The sequence below is a fragment of the Vibrio sp. 10N.222.55.C6 genome (assembly GCF_041473395.1).
Taxonomy (GTDB): domain Bacteria; phylum Pseudomonadota; class Gammaproteobacteria; order Enterobacterales; family Vibrionaceae; genus Vibrio; species Vibrio crassostreae_C.
In genome coordinates, this window is the sequence record NZ_JBFRSD010000013.1 from 13,353 (window position 1) to 29,740 (window position 16,388).

Annotated in this window: 21 protein-coding genes; 18 read left to right on the plus strand and 3 right to left on the minus strand. The window is 44.7% G+C overall.

Annotation, left to right across the window (positions count from 1 at the left end):
- Positions 1 to 79: 79 nt before the first annotated feature.
- The 6 genes from AB4486_RS10680 to AB4486_RS10705 are packed head-to-tail and all read left to right on the plus strand — an operon-like array spanning position 80 to position 4,999.
- Positions 80 to 847 carry a DUF3450 domain-containing protein gene (locus AB4486_RS10680; protein WP_102333605.1) on the plus strand — a complete coding sequence of 256 codons (768 nt, stop codon included), beginning with the start codon at positions 80 to 82 and terminating at the stop codon, positions 845 to 847.
- A complete protein-coding gene (locus tag AB4486_RS10685) occupies positions 847 to 2,223 on the plus strand; it encodes a MotA/TolQ/ExbB proton channel family protein (RefSeq protein ID WP_372117133.1) in 1,377 nt (458 codons plus the stop codon). The genes AB4486_RS10680 and AB4486_RS10685 overlap by 1 nt, the downstream gene beginning before the upstream one ends.
- Positions 2,223 to 2,783 carry a MotA/TolQ/ExbB proton channel family protein gene (locus tag AB4486_RS10690; RefSeq protein WP_372117135.1) on the plus strand — a complete coding sequence of 187 codons (561 nt, stop codon included), beginning with the start codon at positions 2,223 to 2,225 and terminating at the stop codon, positions 2,781 to 2,783. The genes AB4486_RS10685 and AB4486_RS10690 overlap by 1 nt, the downstream gene beginning before the upstream one ends.
- Positions 2,780 to 3,184 carry a biopolymer transporter ExbD gene (locus AB4486_RS10695; protein WP_004739212.1) on the plus strand — a complete coding sequence of 135 codons (405 nt, stop codon included), beginning with the start codon at positions 2,780 to 2,782 and terminating at the stop codon, positions 3,182 to 3,184. Before AB4486_RS10690 ends, AB4486_RS10695 begins: the two co-directional genes overlap by 4 nt.
- 19 nt (positions 3,185 to 3,203) lie before the next feature.
- Complete coding sequence (locus tag AB4486_RS10700) at positions 3,204 to 3,824, plus strand: energy transducer TonB (protein ID WP_008219721.1); 621 nt, start codon at positions 3,204 to 3,206, stop codon at positions 3,822 to 3,824.
- The gene (locus AB4486_RS10705; RefSeq protein WP_372058693.1) at positions 3,821 to 4,999 is read left to right on the plus strand and encodes a tetratricopeptide repeat protein; all 1,179 of its coding nucleotides are present in this window, start codon (positions 3,821 to 3,823) and stop codon (positions 4,997 to 4,999) included. Before AB4486_RS10700 ends, AB4486_RS10705 begins: the two co-directional genes overlap by 4 nt.
- A gap of 130 nt (positions 5,000 to 5,129) precedes the next feature.
- On the opposite strand, the gene AB4486_RS10710 is transcribed toward AB4486_RS10705, so the two are convergent.
- Positions 5,130 to 5,450: a hypothetical protein gene (locus tag AB4486_RS10710; RefSeq protein ID WP_372117136.1), complete on the minus strand. Its 321-nt coding sequence runs from the start codon at positions 5,448 to 5,450 to the stop codon at positions 5,130 to 5,132.
- Between the two features lie 343 nt (positions 5,451 to 5,793).
- Between AB4486_RS10710 and AB4486_RS10715 the strand changes: the two genes are divergently transcribed.
- The 9 genes from AB4486_RS10715 (at position 5,794) to AB4486_RS10755 (ending at position 12,490) form a co-directional block, all read left to right on the plus strand.
- Complete coding sequence (locus tag AB4486_RS10715; protein ID WP_372117138.1) at positions 5,794 to 6,423, plus strand: PepSY-associated TM helix domain-containing protein; 630 nt, start codon at positions 5,794 to 5,796, stop codon at positions 6,421 to 6,423.
- Between the two features lie 71 nt (positions 6,424 to 6,494).
- Complete coding sequence (locus AB4486_RS10720; protein ID WP_372117140.1) at positions 6,495 to 7,013, plus strand: DUF2271 domain-containing protein; 519 nt, start codon at positions 6,495 to 6,497, stop codon at positions 7,011 to 7,013.
- A gap of 100 nt (positions 7,014 to 7,113) precedes the next feature.
- Positions 7,114 to 7,950 (plus strand): DUF4198 domain-containing protein, encoded by an 837-nt coding sequence (locus AB4486_RS10725; protein WP_104215067.1) that lies wholly within the window; start codon positions 7,114 to 7,116, stop codon positions 7,948 to 7,950.
- A 116-nt stretch (positions 7,951 to 8,066) separates the two neighbouring features.
- Positions 8,067 to 8,402: a hypothetical protein gene (locus AB4486_RS10730; protein WP_017081054.1), complete on the plus strand. Its 336-nt coding sequence runs from the start codon at positions 8,067 to 8,069 to the stop codon at positions 8,400 to 8,402.
- Entirely contained in the window at positions 8,399 to 8,974 is a 576-nt protein-coding gene (locus AB4486_RS10735) for a DUF6162 family protein (protein WP_372117142.1), read from the plus strand. Before AB4486_RS10730 ends, AB4486_RS10735 begins: the two co-directional genes overlap by 4 nt.
- A gap of 45 nt (positions 8,975 to 9,019) precedes the next feature.
- Positions 9,020 to 9,955, plus strand: coding sequence for a metal ABC transporter solute-binding protein, Zn/Mn family (locus AB4486_RS10740; RefSeq protein WP_372117143.1), 936 nt, complete (start codon positions 9,020 to 9,022; stop codon positions 9,953 to 9,955).
- A complete protein-coding gene (locus tag AB4486_RS10745) occupies positions 9,955 to 10,689 on the plus strand; it encodes a metal ABC transporter ATP-binding protein (RefSeq protein WP_372117144.1) in 735 nt (244 codons plus the stop codon). Before AB4486_RS10740 ends, AB4486_RS10745 begins: the two co-directional genes overlap by 1 nt.
- A complete protein-coding gene (locus AB4486_RS10750; protein WP_050622353.1) occupies positions 10,689 to 11,564 on the plus strand; it encodes a metal ABC transporter permease in 876 nt (291 codons plus the stop codon). Before AB4486_RS10745 ends, AB4486_RS10750 begins: the two co-directional genes overlap by 1 nt.
- 2 nt (positions 11,565 to 11,566) lie before the next feature.
- Positions 11,567 to 12,490 carry an ABC transporter substrate-binding protein gene (locus tag AB4486_RS10755; protein WP_065584939.1) on the plus strand — a complete coding sequence of 308 codons (924 nt, stop codon included), beginning with the start codon at positions 11,567 to 11,569 and terminating at the stop codon, positions 12,488 to 12,490.
- A 114-nt stretch (positions 12,491 to 12,604) separates the two neighbouring features.
- On the opposite strand, the gene AB4486_RS10760 is transcribed toward AB4486_RS10755, so the two are convergent.
- Positions 12,605 to 12,814: a DUF2986 domain-containing protein gene (locus tag AB4486_RS10760; RefSeq protein ID WP_017060973.1), complete on the minus strand. Its 210-nt coding sequence runs from the start codon at positions 12,812 to 12,814 to the stop codon at positions 12,605 to 12,607.
- Between the two features lie 97 nt (positions 12,815 to 12,911).
- Between AB4486_RS10760 and AB4486_RS10765 the strand changes: the two genes are divergently transcribed.
- Together AB4486_RS10765 and AB4486_RS10770 are read left to right on the plus strand one after the other, a co-directional pair.
- On the plus strand, positions 12,912 to 13,427 hold the full coding sequence (locus tag AB4486_RS10765; protein WP_017067858.1) for a GNAT family N-acetyltransferase: 516 nt from the start codon (positions 12,912 to 12,914) through the stop codon (positions 13,425 to 13,427).
- A 3-nt stretch (positions 13,428 to 13,430) separates the two neighbouring features.
- Positions 13,431 to 13,826 (plus strand): nitrous oxide-stimulated promoter family protein, encoded by a 396-nt coding sequence (locus tag AB4486_RS10770; protein ID WP_017060975.1) that lies wholly within the window; start codon positions 13,431 to 13,433, stop codon positions 13,824 to 13,826.
- A 108-nt stretch (positions 13,827 to 13,934) separates the two neighbouring features.
- On the opposite strand, the gene AB4486_RS10775 is transcribed toward AB4486_RS10770, so the two are convergent.
- Positions 13,935 to 15,332 (minus strand): MATE family efflux transporter, encoded by a 1,398-nt coding sequence (locus AB4486_RS10775; RefSeq protein ID WP_372117147.1) that lies wholly within the window; start codon positions 15,330 to 15,332, stop codon positions 13,935 to 13,937.
- Positions 15,333 to 15,382: 50 nt separating this feature from the next.
- Here AB4486_RS10775 and AB4486_RS10780 point away from each other — a divergent pair, with 50 nt between their 5' ends.
- Complete coding sequence (locus tag AB4486_RS10780) at positions 15,383 to 16,276, plus strand: helix-turn-helix transcriptional regulator (RefSeq protein ID WP_372072948.1); 894 nt, start codon at positions 15,383 to 15,385, stop codon at positions 16,274 to 16,276.
- The last annotated feature ends 112 nt before the right edge of the window (positions 16,277 to 16,388 follow it).

Genomic DNA, 16,388 nt, shown 5'->3' on the forward strand with positions numbered 1-16,388 from the left:
GATAATGAGAGTGCTTATCAATAATAGTATTTATCAATAAAATGTATTTGACCTTCTTCTATAGTAAATGACTACAATTATGAATCTTTTAAAAACTAGCCTAGCGCTTGCCATCAGTTTGGTTGCAACGTCTTCTATGGCAAACAGCTTGGATCAAGCTCAATCAATTCAAAACAAGACCAATAACGCGTCGGCTTCGAGCCAAAAGGTTATTGATAAAAGCTCACAAGCGACTTTAATGCTGCAAGCTGAGATTGAGCGTCTGCAAGAAGAAGTTAAAAACCTAGAAATCTATCACGATCACCTTGCTGCATTAGTTGAGAGCCAAAACCAAGAAGCTCAAAGCATTGAAGAGCAGATCGAAGAAATCAAATACACACGCCAAGGTGTTGTGCCATTGATGTATCAAATGATCGATGGTCTTGAACAGTTGGTAGAGAAAGACGTGCCGATTAAGAAAGAACAGCGTCTAGAAAGAGTAGAAAAGCTACAAGCAATGATGACTCGTGCTGACGTAAGTGACGCTGAGAAATACCGCCGTATCCTAGAGGCATACCAAATCGAGATGGACTACGGCATTAAGTTGGGTGTTTACCAAGGTCGTGTCGCATTGGCGAGTGATAAAACAATCGAGGCAGATGTTCTGCACTTAGGTCGTATCTCTTTAGTTGCTCGTAACCTAAATGGCAGCCAATACTGGGCTTGGAATCAAACAGAAGCTCAATGGCAAGAACTTGATTCTTCTATGAAGTCTGAGCTAGATAAAGCGTACGATATTGCTGGCCAACAAGCTGCCCCAAGCTTGATTACTTTACCTGTTTCTTTAATTGTTGCGGAGGTTAAGTAATGAACTTAAAATCATTAGCAGTATTGCTTTGCATTACATCACTTTCATTTTCTGCTTTCTCAGCTTCAGACTCAACGGCTCAGCTCGTTAACAAAGCAAAATCAGAAAACCGTACTCAAGCTTCTCACAACGTAGTGCGTGAAGCTGATTTCAAAAAGACAGAACAAGAACTGAAAGCGATCAAAGCTCAGCTTGAAGCGAAGCGTACGTCTATCCAAGGTGCGACAGATGTTCTGACTCAAACGTTCAGTGATAACGAAAACAAGCTTGCTCGCTTAGAAGAGAAGCTGCGTTTAGAAACCGGTAGCTTAGGCGAGCTGTTCGGTGTCGTTCGTCAAAACGCAAAAGAACTCGGCGCAGAGCTTAGCTCAACCGTGAATAGTGTTGATCGTGCTGAACACACTGCAACTGTTGATCAAATCATTGATGCTAAATCACTGCCTTCAATGCCACAGCTGACCGGTTTGTGGATGAGCATGGTTGAACAGATCCAAGCGAGCTCTGAGCTTAGCAAATCTCAAATTGCATTCATTAATGGTGAAGGCAATACAAACAAGGTTGACGCTTACCGACTAGGTTCGATTGGTCTTGTGACAGAGCAAGGCTATGTTAGCTGGAACACTCAGCGTGAAGATGCGATCGCTTACCTTAAGCAACCACAAAATGGTCCAACGTTAGCGTCACTTTCTTCGTTAGCGAATGGTGAAGTATCTAACGTGGTTGTCGATCCTTCTCGCGGGTTTATGCTAGAGCAATTAGCACTTACGCCAAGTTTAACTGACCGTCTACAAGCGGGTGGTGTGGTTGGTAAAGTGATTCTTGGCCTACTAGCTATTGGTCTAATCATCGCATTAGTTCGTGGTGTCTCTCTTGCTATCGCACGCCAGAAAATTCGCGCGCAACTTAAGAACCCTGAGCAAGCGGGTGATAACCCACTAGGTCGTGTTCTTGCGGTGTACAACAAAGAACAAAACCAAACGGTTGAAGCACTTGAGCTACGTCTTTTAGAAGCCGTCGTTGATGAGCAGACTCACCTAGAGAAAGGCTTATCGATGCTTAAGCTATTGGCGGCACTAGCACCAATGTTGGGCCTTTTAGGTACAGTAACCGGCATGATCGAAACATTCCAAGTGATCACTCAGTTTGGTAATGGCGACCCTAAAGTTATGGCGGGTGGTATCTCGATGGCGCTTGTAACTACGGTACTTGGTCTGGTTGCGGCAATGCCTCTTCTACTGGCACACAACATTCTTAGCACTCAAGCAGAAAACATTCGCAATATTCTTGAGAAGCAAGGTATTGGTCTTGTTGCTGAGCAGGCTGAAAAGACCGTTGAATCAAACGCTGTTGTTTCACCAGTTGGGACTGCTGCGTAATGGATATTTTGTCGGGTTCTCTATTACCAGCGAGTTGGTTAACGAGTGACTGGCTGCTGTCTTTATCAAGCTTTATGGAGCAGGGCGGTTTCGTCCTGTGGTGGCTAGCGGCTGTCGTCCTAGTGTATTGGGTGCTTGTGGTAGAACGTGTGCTTTATCTTGCGTTCTACTTTCCTAAGCAACGCCAAGCTTGGATAGCGAAATGGCATGAAAGAGAAGATCACTCTTCTTGGCATGCCAAAGCCATTCGTGAAGGTTGGTTAGGGCAAGCGAGTATCTTGCTTAACCAAAACTTGAATTTTATTAAGCTGTTAGTCGCTATTTGCCCGATGTTGGGCTTGCTAGGCACTGTAACCGGTATGATCTCTGTTTTTGATATTATGGCGACACAAGGCAGCAGTGACCCTAAATTGATGGCTTCAGGTATCTCGTTAGCAACACTGCCAACCATGGCAGGCATGGTTGCAGCGTTAGCGGGCATGTTCGTTCACGCTCGCTTAGCGAAAGTATGTAACCGCTTAGAATTGAAATTAGAAAAATCTTTAAGGAGTCAACGATGAGACTCGGTCGACGTCATTCTAAAAACGAAGAGGCTCAAATAGACCTTACTTCGATGCTTGATATTGTCTTTATCATGCTTATTTTCTTTATTGTGACCAGTTCATTTGTTCGTGAGTCAGGGGTAGAAGTCAATCGCCCACAAGCTTCTAACGTAGTAAGCCAAAAGGATGCAGGCATCTTTGTTGCGATTACTTCTGCAAACGACATTTTCATCGACAAGCGTGTCGTAGATGTTGAACGTGTCCAAGCGACGTTAGAGCACTTGTTGCTAGAACAACCTGATGCTTCTTTGGTTATTCAAGCGGATGAACACGCTTACAACGGTACTGTTGTTAAAGTGATGGATGCCGCGAAAGGTGCAGGTGTTAAAAACATTGCGCTTGCTGCTGATAAGCGATGATCTTGGAGGATCTTCATAAATGATTCGCCTATTTCTTGCTTTACCGCTAGCGGGCGCGTTGGGCTTAGCGCTGTTTTCTTTCATGGCTTGGATGGTCGATAATGGCCACCAACGTTCACCAGACGATAGCGAGACGTTAAGTTTCAACATGGTAATGGTGGAACAAGAACAAGAAGTTCAAAGAAGACAACGTGCAGTCCCTGAAAAACCAGAAATGCCAGAGCCGCCACCGGAAGCGCAAACGTCTCAGTCACAAGCTGAAGTTACGCCTCTGAATTCGATGTCTTCTTTGCCTTCATTGGATTTGAACACATCCATTGATGGCTTAGCGATTAACGCACCGACATTCTCTGATTTTGGGTCAAACCAACAAGCAATGCCTTTGTATCGAGTAGAGCCTCGTTATCCAGCGAAAGCGCTTAAGCGTGGAGCTGAAGGCCATGTGATTATGTCTTTTACTATCGATGAAACGGGACGCCCAATTGACATTCAAGTCACTGACGCAAACCCACGTCGTATGTTTGAACGTGAAGCGATGAGAGCACTTAAAAAATGGAAATATCAACCAAAAGTCGTCGATGGAAAAGCGATAGCTCAGGTTGGTCAAACCGTGAAACTAGAGTTTAAGTTGGCAAAATGATGAAACAGATATGGATATTAGTGGGCTTGTTGTTAATGCCCCTTACAACACAAGCGCAAGAGCTATCTCAATATACTGCCATTCGTGTTCAAAAGGCGCATAAGCTTGCTCAAGATGAACAGGTTAAACAGGCGATTGATGTACTCGCAGGCTTGGAGCTTTCTAAAGGTTACGACAAAGCATACGTAGCTCGTATGTTGGGTGTGTTTTACTGGCAAGATGGCAAAACTGACGCGGCGATTAAGCAGCTCACTTATGCCGTCGATACGAATTTGTTAGTCGATGAGCAAGCTTGGATAACGAAGCGTATGCTGGCTGATTTGTTGTTGAACGATCAGCAGTTTAAAAACGCGCTTCCGCACTACTACGAGTTAGTGAAAACAGCGCCTGAAAAGGAAAAGAAAGACACGCTTTGGATGCGAATTGCACAAGCTGAATACCAAATTGAAAACTGGTCGAAAGTCCTAGTGGCCATCGGTAATCACGACAAGTTCAATTCAAAACCAGAGTTATCACCTCTATCGCTAAAACTGGGCGCACAGCTTCAGTTAAAGCAGTGGAAACAGTCGATTCCTACACTGGAAAGCTTGATTGAACTTCAACCCGAGAAAGATAACTGGTGGCGTCAACTGGTTGGTATTCAACTTAGGTTAGATCGTAATCGTGATGCATTGAACACGTTAGCACTGGCTGATCTACAAGGTGTTGAGCTGAAGAACTCAGATCGCCGCTTGTTAGCGCAGCTTTACGCGAAACGTGGCATTCCAGAGCGCGCAGCACAAGAAATTAGTAAGTTAGATGATGCGAACAGCGATGTTCAACTTCTGGCTGAGCAAGCAACCTACTGGCAGTTAGCGAAAGAGTGGGACAGTGCTATTGAAGTGTGGACGTTAGCGTCTAGAAAAGACACGCAATATCATTGGAATGTGGCTCAGTTACTGGTTCAACAAGGTTACTACGATCGTGCTCTGGTTGTTTTGGATAAAGTGAAAGACAAGAACAAGCAAGCTGATGTTGCTTTAGCGAAAGTACGTTCATGGTACAAGCTAAAGAATCTTGATAATGCTCTTGCTCAAGCGAAACGTGCGAACAACATTGAGCCTTCTTCTGAAGCAAAAGGTTGGATTAAATATCTGACTCAGCTAAGAACGGTTAGTGATAACGGCAACGTCTAACTGCTGTTAACGCAAAAGAAGACAAGAGAAAGTAGTAAATAGAAAAGGGTGTCATTTGATGGTTCAAATGACACCCTTTTTAATTTTTGGCGGTTAAAGCTTTTTGAACTTTATCGTTCCAATGCGGCAGTTAAGGCTCGCACATCGTGCCGCTGGACGTAGCACTTTGAATCACGCCGCTGGTATCAGCAACCCAATTAATGGTGCAGTCACGATAAGGGTTTTTGAATGCGTGTACTGTATAACTATTGTCTAACGGTTTCTTGGTTTCAACCCAAGCATAGTTTCGAGACGCCCAAAAACTGATAGGGCGTGACCGTTCGGTGAGATAACGTTCTTGTACATCGGTTATGTCTGAACCGATGTATTCTTGAATATGTTCTTCCGTGCTGATTATTTGGCTGGTGCACGCCGTCACTAGCGCAGCAAAAGCCAAAACAAAAATACGCATTTCAAATCCTTTTAAGCTTCATTAGCTATCATCAAACCAGTGATCAAATAGTCCCAACTTTCTATCCTTAAAGCTACGACTGTTACCTTAAACCCATCTCAATCAAGCATGTTGAGATTGAGCTTTTTTGAGCTTTGACCCTGTTATCAATAACCTCTAATAAAACGAATCAAATCCCTTTAGTACACGTTAGCAAGAATATGCATACAGTTCGATTACTTCCCATGTAATGTTATGTAAATTTCTTTACGCCACTCGGCAAACGTAAACAATGTAAATTGAATGCCAATACGAATGATTATCAACTAAATTGTCGCCATAAAATTTATAGGTATTGGTTTGTATGTCGTTAAAAAGTAGGGCGGTTCAGTCATGGGCTCGTCGACTTCATGTTTATATTTCTATGGCGCTTCTGTTCGTGGTTCTTTTTTTCTCAGTAACCGGTATCACCCTGAACCGACCTGAGTTATTTGAATCAAGCCAACCCAATATCCAACGCTCTACGCTAACGCTTCCTACAAGTTTATTTACGGTTCAAGACGGACGTTTAAAAGCTGACGAGACAGCCTTTGAAACGTTTCTGTTCGAAGAAGCCAACCTCTCCGGCGTTCCTTCTGGTTTGGACATCTATTCAGAGATTGAAGATGGTGAGTTGCTCATCGGTGAGGTATCTATGGACTTCAAAGGACCCGGCTACAACGCTTCCGTTTTTGTTGACGTTACGTCTGAGTTTGTAGAAGTCGAAACCACTAATTACGGCGTTATCGCATTGTTGAACGATCTGCATAAAGGTCGTAACAGCGGTGAAGTATGGAAATGGTTTATCGATATCACTGCGCTATTGATGATCTTCTTTGTGCTTACTGGCGTGTGCTTACTGTTACCTAAGAAAAAGACGCTTAATACTTCCATCAAATGGACGGTGTTTGGGTCTGCAATCTCATTGGTTATCTATTTTGTCGCCGTGCCTTAACGCTTGATTCGATTGATGAATCGGATTGAAGAGCGAACTTAAGGTTAAACGGATTTAAAAGGTTGTTAAAAATGAAAAAAATGAACTGGAGCAAGGCGCTTCTTGCTTTATCTCTTTTGCCAAGCCTAGGTATGGCACAAGCGATTCCTGATACGGCAAAACTGGATGTCAGCTTTGAGCTTCCAAAGATTGATACCTCTATGTATGCACGTCCTTATGTGGCGGTGTGGGTAGAGAATAGCGAACGAAAGTCAGTGAAAACCATCGAGCTTTGGGTCGGTAAAGACGAATGGCTTAAGGATCTGCGCAGCTGGTGGAGAAAGGTTGGCCGTTACGATCGTGAACTGGTTGATGCTGTGACGTCTGCAACGCGTCCTGCTGGCCAGTACCGTTTCGTTTGGGATGGTAAGAGCGATGATGGCCAAACTCTAGAGCAAGGCGAATACACGGTTCATATCGAGGTTGTGCGTGAACACGGCGGCCGTAATTACCTTCGTCAAAAAGTATCGCTAACGGATGTAAATGCTTCTTATGAGCTAAAGGCGACAGAAGAGACGGGTGAAATCACTCTGAACTATATCGCTAAATAGTAAGTGCGAATAGCAAAAGCAAACTGAACAGAATAGACAGTCGTCATCGTAGGCTCAGATAGAGCGACACGGCTAACAATTATAAATAATGGAATTGAACATGATGAAACAGACAAAAATTAAGGCACTTGCACTAGCGGGTGTAATGGCATTCGGCCTAGCGGTTACGACAACAGCACAAGCTCACCCACGCTGGATTTTGCCATCACACTTTACCGTATCTAAAGAAGGTGGTGATTGGCTAACGTTCGATGTGACTGCGTCTCACGGTACGTTTGTTTTTGATAAGCCTGCAGGCAGTGAAAATGCACATGTCATCATGCCTGATGGCCGTAGTGAACGTCCTAACTTTGTTGTTCGCGGCAAACGTCGTTCAATCTTTGATTTCTACTTCGAAGAAGAAGGTACGCACAAAGTTGCAATCAACAATGAGCCTTCTTACTACACGCAATACAAAGCGGGTCGTCGTGACACAGTGAAATGGATCAAAGCAAACAAAGCGGAACGTGATTCAGTTCTTCCTGAAAAGTCGCGTGACGTGGTAACACAAATCAGCTTCACTCGTGCAGAAAGCTACATCACAGTAGGTAAGCCATCGGATTCAGTCTTCAAAATTGAAGGCAAGCTACTTGAAATGAAGCCAGTAACGCACCCTTCAGACATCATTGAAGGCGAACCGGTGACATTCCAATTCTTCTACAACGGTGAAATCCAAAAAGACGTGAAAGCGGAGATCACTCGTGAAGGCACGCTTTACCGCAACCACCAAGAACAGATTGATGTAGTGAGTGATGAGAACGGTGAAATCACGTTCACTCCAGACGTAGCGGGTCGTTACGTAATGAAAGCGAACTACAAAGGTGAGTTGATTGACAACCCACTGGCAGACAAAGCAAGCGCGAACGTTCACCTAACGTTCGAAGCATTGCTTCAATAATCTGTGATATCGGGGCTCGATCTCTGATTAAGTAACCAAAAAACTTAAGGGCTCATTTGAGCCCTTTATCGCTCAGTTTACTTCTGAGAATTTGCACTGTGGCTAGGGTACGAACCATGACAATAAAAACAAAACTTAACGCTTTAATGACTCCTTGCTTAGCACTGGGACTTGGTTTCGCTGCATTACCTGCGCAAGCACACTTTCCATTGATGAGCTGCTGGTTTGAAGGCAAAACCGTGGCTTGCGAAGCGGGCTATTCAGACGGTAGCAAAGCGATTGATTACGCGGTTCAGATGTACGACTACGAAGACAACTTGATTGCAAAACAGATGACAGATAAGCGCTCTATCGTTGAGTTTCCAAACCCTGACACTGAGTTCTACCTTGTATTCGATTCAGGCCATGAGTTTCCTGTTGAAGTCGACGTTGTTGAGATCAGCGAGAAATGATGATCCAAGGTGTACGTGCTGACACGGGTGGCAGAGAAGGCAAATGGGTAGGGCTGATCATTGTGTTCATTCTGAGCTTTGCTACGGTCGCGATCCGATTTCATCAAGCAGAAACCCACGTAAAAGCGGTACTTGATCATCAAATTCTGGTGACCGATGTTGAACAAGAAAACTTGGCAATGTTGTCAGAGCTGCGTTTAGCGCATGAAGAGATTCGTGACCTACGTATGGACTCAGACGGTGAATGGCCAAGTGTTGTGTCACTTAAGGATGAATGGGTCGCGCCATTTGTTGAAGATCAGAGTTGGAAGCGCAAAGGTTCTCATACTTGGTTATTGGACGAGCGTGGTTACTACTTTTCTACATCAAGTGAACAAGCTGCACAAAGCGATCATGGCTTTGCTGATTCCTTTATTTTAAACGCCAACAGTGTCTCTCCTGAAATCTGGATTTTCTTTGGTGGTGTAGCGAAACAGCCAGCTACTTTTGACCAACACACGCTTGAGTCTACTGGTTGGAAATTGGTGGTGAATGAGTCAGAAGTTGAACAGCATGATGCTTCTTCTCATTAAACAACCCGGCTTACAAAAATGCTCACTAATAATAAGAGAATTACTATGCGAATTATGACTCTGTTCATGTCGTTATTAGCGGTGTTCATGGCACCCAATGCATTGGCAAAAGAATATAAGATCGACAGCAACAAGCTGACGATTGGTATCACGCTTCAACCTTACTACAGCTACGTAAAAGCAGTAGTAGGCGACAAAGTGAACATCCTTCCTTTGGTTGATGCCGGCTTTAATCCGCATAACTACTTGCCACAACCGAACGACTTGAAGAGATTGAGCCAGATGGACGCCATCGTGGTAAACGGTATTGGTCACGATGACTTCGCGCTTAAAGTGATTTCAGCCGCGCAACGTGATGACCTAGTCGTGATCGAAGCAAACAAAGAAGTGCCTCTACTTCCTGCTCTTGGTCAGTCTGTTGGTCAAGGTGCCGTTAACCCACATACCTTTGTTGGGCTTTCGACAACAATTCAAAAGGTTTACACCATCGCGATTGAGGTCTCTAAGCTCGACCCTGACAACGCGGCTTTTTATCGTAAGAATGCACGTAAATACGCAAAGCAATTTCGCTTTATGAAGCGCGATGCGATGTTGTCATTAGGTGAGTTAGATACTTCAGATATGAAGGTCGCGACTACACATAATGCTTATGGCTACATCCTTCAAGAGTTTGGTGTGGATGTTGCGGCAGTAATCGAGCCTGCACACGGTGTTGAACCAAGTGCTAGTCAACTGCAAGAGACGATCGAGAAGATCCGCGCATCAGGCATTGATGTTCTGTTTTACGAGTTAAACATGCCAAACCGTTTTGTTGACACAATTGAAGCGGAAACAGGCGTTCAGCTTTATCGTTTTTCTCACATGACGCACGGTGAATATGAAGACGATAAAGTCGAAGTTGAGATGAAGAAGAACCTAGAGACGTTAATCGAAGCCATGAAATTTGCGGCGGCGAACCAAGCTAAAAGCGGGAACGCATAATGTTAGGTCCATCGATTTCAATCAATCAACTCGGTCTGCAATATGACAACAACGTCATTCTTGACGATATCTCACTAGAACTTAAAGCGGGTGAGTGCCATGTAATCATGGGGCCAAACGGCGGAGGCAAAACTTCTTTGTTGCGATCTGTACTTGGACTTACGCCTTTCTCTGGTCAAATCAATATCCACTGGCCAGAAAAGCCCAGTATTGGTTACGTTCCCCAAAAAGCGACTTTCGAATCGAGCTTACCTTTGACGGTAATGGACTTCGTATTGCTTAATCAAACGCGAATCCCATTGTTTTGGCGCCGTAAATCTAAGCAATTGGATCTTGCTCTTGCCCAGTTAGACCGCGTTGGCATGGCGACACGCAGCGACCGCCGCATGGGACAGTTATCGGGTGGTGAGCAGCAACGCGTGTTGTTTGCTCAAGCGTTATTGGATAACCCAAGTCTATTGGTGTTGGATGAACCTACGACCGGTATGGACGAGCAGGGCGTGCGTTATCTGGAATCGCTGATTCGTGAATGTGTTAATGAAGGTCGTACGATTCTTGCGGTACACCACGATGTCACGGCAGTGCGTCGACTCGAAGCGAACGTACATGTTGTGAATCGATTCTTGGTTGATAGTGGCCCACACGAACTAGTCTTACACCCAAGTAAAATCGAGAGCCTGTTCCAGCATTACAGCAGTGGTGCTGCGATGAACAAACCGAAGGAGGTTGCGTAATGGATTGGCTACGACAACTTGCCGTAAGTGGTGTTGAAGCGGGTTGGTTATCTGACAGCTTCATGTATGCGTTCATGGTCAATGCACTGGTTGCTGCATTGTTACTGGGCCCGTTACTAGGTGGCCTGGGTACTTTGGTGATTGCTAAGCGTTTGGCTTTCTTCTCTGAAGCGGTAGGCCACGCGGCATTAACCGGTATCGCTATAGGTGTGTTGCTTGGCGAGCCACCAGAAAACCCAATTATTGGTCTGTTTAGCTTCTGTATGATCTTCGCGCTGCTTCTTCACTTTGTAAGAAACAGAACCAATGTGCCATACGATACTTTAGTTGGCGTTTTCCTTGCTTTAGCACTGGCAGTGGGTGCGGCATTGCTGATGTACGTGGCGCGTAAGATCAACATCCACATGCTTGAGAACGTACTATTTGGTTCGATTTTGACGGTAACAGACCAAGACTTAGCGATTCTCGCAGGCAGCTGCGCGATCATTATTTTGCTCTTGATACCGACGTTCAACCGTATTCTTCTAACCTGTATCAGCCCTGATATTGCCAAGGTTCGTGGTTATAACACCAGTTTCTACGACTACTTGTTTGTCATGATGATCACCTTAGTGACGATTGCAGCGGTGAAGATCGTAGGTGCTGTTCTGGTTGGTGCATTATTGCTGATCCCAGGTGCGACAGCTCGCTTGTTAACTAAACGCATGGGCAGCTTTGTATTGCTGTCGGCATTACTGGCAACAGTCGCGTGTTTAGTTGGAACCGTCTTACCTATGGAATTGAAACTACCAGTACCTTCGGGCGCTTCGATCATCATCGTTTCAGCGACATTTTTCCTAGCGGCAACGCTATACCGGATTATAAGAAAGGCATAATCATGACCTCTTTAATTAATCGTATCTCAAGAACAGTGAAGGCTATTACTAAAGTTGGTGCCGTTAGCAGCCTATGGTTGGCCGGCTCAATGGTGTCTATCAGTGCTAATGCCGAGGATATCCTTACCAGTACGCCTGTGACTTATGCTTTGGCGACAGAGCTAACCAAAGGCACAGACATTACCACCGAATATCTGCCACCAAAGCGCTACGGCATTGATCGTCTGCCAAACTGGTTTGGTACTAAAGGCGCAAGCAAAGTCCTTCAATCCGGCGAAAAGGCGACCGTAGCATTAACGCTGTCATCTATTTGGCAAGCTGATCCTACATTTGTATACGCAAGACAGGGCAATATCCGTTTGGTTGAAGTGGATGCGGCTCAAGCGATTACACCGCGCGCGCAAGGTGTAGCTGCGCTGACGTTATCAAATGGTGAAGTGTCTAAATACGCGTGGTTAAACCCAACCAATCTAACGCGTATGGCGGCAATTGTGGCTGATGACTTTAAGTTGTTGTGGCCTGCGCAAGCTGAAACGATTGATAGCAACTTACAACGTGTGATGTTGGATGTTCGTGAACTGATCAACAAGCAGCAAGCAGTATTGCTCGACAATGACGTAGATTCAGTATTGTTGCTTTCAGAAAGCTTGGAAGATTTCGCTTCTGGCAGCCAACTGTTTGTTGAAGAACGCATGTTCAAAGCTGAACTGGAATGGACAGAGCAGGACAAAGCCAAGCTTAAAGAGATGTTTTCGGAAGATGATGCTCTATGGTTAGTTACAGCGAAAAAGCCAAGCAACTTGATTAAATCATTGGTACCGAATGAGCGTATCTTGGTAGTGGATTCTGTTGATCGTTGGGGCAGAGCGGGAATCAACGCAAAAGCACCGTTTGCCCGTTGGGAAGTGCAGCCATTCAAAGGCTAACCAGCGCGATTAAAAATGGTAGGATCAAAAAAGCAGCCCAATTTGAGGCTGCTTTTTTGTTCTTGTCTGTTGGCTCTGAAAAGAGTGTCAGACAAGAGGACTGCGAGTATAAACTTACTCTGCAGCTTTTGTCTCTTCAGCTTCAACCGTTGCTTCTACTGAACCTTCAGCTTGCTCTTGAGCTGCTTTCGCTTGTTCTTCAGCTTCCATTTTTGCACGGTCAGCTTTAGAGATGTAGCGAGGCTTGTTGCTACTATGCAGTTTAGAATTCGCCTGTTTCTGCTTCTTTTTTAGAATTTGATTGATTTTTTTCTTACGGTTCATTGCTGCATAGCCTTGTATTTAGTTTAGGCGGTGGAGGATAATCATTTTAGCTCTAGAACTCAATATTTACATGGTATTCAGCAAGGAAAATATCACTATGCAGTCAGTCGAGACCGAACGTTTAAGATTAAGAATGATCACACCTCAAGATGCGGCGTTTATTCAACGACTATACAGCTCAGAAGATTTCCTGCGTTACATTGGTGATAAGGAAATCAACGACACTGAAAAGGCTGTCGAGTACATTGAAAACAACATTCTTAAGATGCATGAAGAGAAGGGTGTCTGTTTGTTGATGGTTGAAATCAAAGAAACTTCAACGCCAATTGGTATCTGCGGATTAATAAAAAGAGACACCTTAGCGTCGCATGATATTGGCTACGGGTTTGCTCCTGAGTTTTATGGTCAAGGCTTTGCCCAAGAAGCCGCGGAGGCGATAATTGAACAAGCTAAGCAGAATGCTGATATCGATCATTTAGTTGCCATCACTACCTCTGATAACATTCGAAGTATCACACTACTGACTAAGTTAGGCTTTGTGTTCGAGCGAGTTGAAGATGTGATAAGCGAAAGCGTTAATCTCAACCTGTACGGTTTCTCATTAGGTAATTAAAACATGTTCCAACATAACAATATTCTACAAGGTGAGCTCGCAACGGAGTACAAAACCGTTATTGCGATGGTGCACATCTATTGCAAAGATCACCACGGTGAAGTTCGTCAGAATAACGCGTTATGTGAGGAGTGTGAGCAACTGTTGCGTTACGCCGAAACACGACTGGATAGATGCCCTTATGGTGAAGCCAAACCGACCTGTAATAAGTGTCCGATTCATTGCTATAAGCCCGATCCGAAAGAGCAGATGCGTTTAGTCATGCGCTATGCTGGGCCAAGAATGTTACTCAAGCATCCGATATTAGCGATTCGACATCTGATTCATGAGAAACGGAAAGTGCCTGAAAAGCCGTTGCCGAATGTGTCGAACCGCCATATCCGAATGAACAAGAAGTAAGTGGCGCTTTAAAGTAATTTCTAAAGAAATGCAAAAGGTCTGATTTCTCAGACCTTTTTTATGTAGATACGTTTTATCTAAGTTTGAATATAGCCAGGTAACTGAAACTTACGCCGCTTGAGGCTCTTCGTAGGTCACCGTTAGGTTGTTGATCCAGCGTCGGCTCAAATAACGGTGTGAACAGATGGTCAATTTCACGACTTCTTCTACCAACATTAGACCATAGATGTATTTAAAGTCCCATTCAGCGACAAACGCGCCGTAAACACATACTGGAATGCCGACCATCCACATTGCGATGAAGTCCATACGAAGGCAGAACGCATTATCACCACCAGCGCGAATGATACCGTTGATGATCACCATGTTCAGCATACGAATCACCACAGCAAAACACATAATGGTCATTGCAGGTGAAGCGAGCGGGTAGAGCGCATCTGTAGAAAGGTTCAGCCATGTTAGAACATGCTCTTTGCCCATAAACAGTAGCAATCCAACAACCGCGCCAAATCCAACCACGGCTTTAATGAATGTCAGCCCCATGCTCATTGCGTCATCAAACTCATCACGGCCTAATGAATGACCAAGCAACACTGAACACGCTACCGAAATACCAAAGAAAATCGAATAACACAACGATTCAAACGGTGCGAGCATAGAGAACACGGCAAGTTCCGTTGTGCCCATGTGGCCGAAGATCATTTGGTACGCCATAGTGCCCATTGCCCATAACACGGCATTCATCGTTAGTGGCAAAGCAATACGACGGTAAGATAGCCACAATGATGGACGATGTGGTGAGCTAGGCGTGGTTAACAACCAATGTTTACGCATGCGCATGTAGCTATACATCAAGCCGACTTGAATTGCGCGAGCGAGTGTCGTCGCTAGTGCTGCACCTGCTACGCCCATAGCGGGAATACCAAAGGCACCTTTGATTAGAACGAAGTTAAGCGCAATGTTGAGTGCAATGGTCACCGCGCCTAATAGCAGCGGGGTTACGGTGTCACCTGATGAGCGCATGCTTGCTTCTACCACGACCACAATGTGAGTCAGCAGTAGAACGGGGAAGCCATACCATAGGTAAGTCGCGCCAAGTTCAATCACGGTTTGATCGCTGGTTTGCAACATCATTAAAAACTGAGAACCAAGAGTGATGATTGCAGTAACAGGCAGCAGAACTTTTAAGCCAAACACCATTGCGATAGATGATACCGTTCGCGCGCTTTTTCGGTCGTTCTTTCCCCAGTATTGAGCGACTAATGTTCCGTTTGCTGAGGCCAACCCTGCCATAATCATAATAGCAACGAAGTGCCATTTTGATGCAATTCCCACAGCCGCAGCTGCTTCCATACCATAATCACTGACCATTAATACGTCAGCAAGGGCAAGAATAGCGACAAGCGCACTTTGCAAAGCAACAGGCAAACCAAGTTTAACGATACGAGGTAAGATGCTCTCTGGCTTGTTATTCATAGATGAGTTAGGGTTGATGTTAGTTGTCATAAGTTCTCCGATTTATGGCAGAACTATAGTGATTTGAGCGAAGTAACAACATGTTTAAAAAACAACAAAACCTGTGCAAATCCGTCATTGATTCAATGAGACCAAAATCAACTTGGCATGATGATGTTTTTCTCGCTGAACAGTGTAAAGAACGTTTTTTGACCGTTGAAGATATTCCAGAGATGAAAAGCTTTGGTGTCTATATGGGCGGCATGGCGAAGCTATATGATGGCTACTGGGTTGAGCGCGAATCCGTTAATGTTCATACGTTGATTTTCACTATGGAAGGTGGCGGGATTCTAACAACCGCAGCATCGGTCAAAGCGATTACGCCTTATACACTCGTGGTGCTTCCTGCTGAAACCCCATTTCGTTTTGAACTCGATCCTCAATATAATTATTGGAAAATGGCGTGGATGCTGACGCCTGACACTAAGCAGTGGCAGCACATTGCAAGTTTAGGTCAGGGGGTTGTGCCTTTTGGAGAGTGTGAGCAGATCTGGTCATTAATGAACTTGGTTTACTTTGAGATAGGCGGTAGAGCCAGTTACCGTAAGTTACTCTTGAGTGAAATTATCCGAACCTTGACGGGGTTTGAGCCTAAGTCGACCAGCACCACTGCACGTGTTCAAGCGCTCTATAACGAAATTGAAAGTAGTCTGCATCAGCCATGGACAGTGGCAGGGATGGCCGAAAGAGTGTTCATCAGTGAAGAGCAGCTCAATCGAGTCACCAAGACGCTATTTAACCTGTCGCCACGCAGTAAATTGATTCAATTACGCATGGACAAAGCCACCAGTCTACTGAAATATCAAGATTGGTCAGTTTCTATGATTGCTAATCGCTTAGGCTACAAAGATCCTTATAACTTTTCGCATCGTTTCAAAAAGCATTTCGGTTTGTCACCCAGTCAATATCGAAAGAGCCATCGACTTCTTGGTTAGCCTTGCACGATGAAATGAGAAGTGTGGGAGAAGAAGGTTACATATAGGCATGAGTTGAAAAGAGCCCTTCGCTTAGACATAAAGTCTGAACTCGGAGCCCTAATGACACGCA

Bases quoted from the DNA above. Each gene is read 5' to 3' on its own strand.
- AB4486_RS10680 (WP_102333605.1), top strand. From the start codon at position 80: ATGAATCTTTTAAAAACTAGCCTAGCGCTTGCCATCAGTTTGGTTGCA.
- AB4486_RS10685 (WP_372117133.1), top strand. From the start codon at position 847: ATGAACTTAAAATCATTAGCAGTATTGCTTTGCATTACATCACTTTCA.
- AB4486_RS10690 (WP_372117135.1), top strand. From the start codon at position 2,223: ATGGATATTTTGTCGGGTTCTCTATTACCAGCGAGTTGGTTAACGAGT.
- AB4486_RS10695 (WP_004739212.1), top strand. From the start codon at position 2,780: ATGAGACTCGGTCGACGTCATTCTAAAAACGAAGAGGCTCAAATAGAC.
- AB4486_RS10700 (WP_008219721.1), top strand. From the start codon at position 3,204: ATGATTCGCCTATTTCTTGCTTTACCGCTAGCGGGCGCGTTGGGCTTA.
- AB4486_RS10705 (WP_372058693.1), top strand. From the start codon at position 3,821: ATGATGAAACAGATATGGATATTAGTGGGCTTGTTGTTAATGCCCCTT.
- AB4486_RS10710 (WP_372117136.1), bottom strand. From the start codon at position 5,450: ATGCGTATTTTTGTTTTGGCTTTTGCTGCGCTAGTGACGGCGTGCACC.
- AB4486_RS10715 (WP_372117138.1), top strand. From the start codon at position 5,794: ATGTCGTTAAAAAGTAGGGCGGTTCAGTCATGGGCTCGTCGACTTCAT.
- AB4486_RS10720 (WP_372117140.1), top strand. From the start codon at position 6,495: ATGAAAAAAATGAACTGGAGCAAGGCGCTTCTTGCTTTATCTCTTTTG.
- AB4486_RS10725 (WP_104215067.1), top strand. From the start codon at position 7,114: ATGATGAAACAGACAAAAATTAAGGCACTTGCACTAGCGGGTGTAATG.
- AB4486_RS10730 (WP_017081054.1), top strand. From the start codon at position 8,067: ATGACAATAAAAACAAAACTTAACGCTTTAATGACTCCTTGCTTAGCA.
- AB4486_RS10735 (WP_372117142.1), top strand. From the start codon at position 8,399: ATGATGATCCAAGGTGTACGTGCTGACACGGGTGGCAGAGAAGGCAAA.
- AB4486_RS10740 (WP_372117143.1), top strand. From the start codon at position 9,020: ATGCGAATTATGACTCTGTTCATGTCGTTATTAGCGGTGTTCATGGCA.
- AB4486_RS10745 (WP_372117144.1), top strand. From the start codon at position 9,955: ATGTTAGGTCCATCGATTTCAATCAATCAACTCGGTCTGCAATATGAC.
- AB4486_RS10750 (WP_050622353.1), top strand. From the start codon at position 10,689: ATGGATTGGCTACGACAACTTGCCGTAAGTGGTGTTGAAGCGGGTTGG.
- AB4486_RS10755 (WP_065584939.1), top strand. From the start codon at position 11,567: ATGACCTCTTTAATTAATCGTATCTCAAGAACAGTGAAGGCTATTACT.
- AB4486_RS10760 (WP_017060973.1), bottom strand. From the start codon at position 12,814: ATGAACCGTAAGAAAAAAATCAATCAAATTCTAAAAAAGAAGCAGAAA.
- AB4486_RS10765 (WP_017067858.1), top strand. From the start codon at position 12,912: ATGCAGTCAGTCGAGACCGAACGTTTAAGATTAAGAATGATCACACCT.
- AB4486_RS10770 (WP_017060975.1), top strand. From the start codon at position 13,431: ATGTTCCAACATAACAATATTCTACAAGGTGAGCTCGCAACGGAGTAC.
- AB4486_RS10775 (WP_372117147.1), bottom strand. From the start codon at position 15,332: ATGACAACTAACATCAACCCTAACTCATCTATGAATAACAAGCCAGAG.
- AB4486_RS10780 (WP_372072948.1), top strand. From the start codon at position 15,383: ATGTTTAAAAAACAACAAAACCTGTGCAAATCCGTCATTGATTCAATG.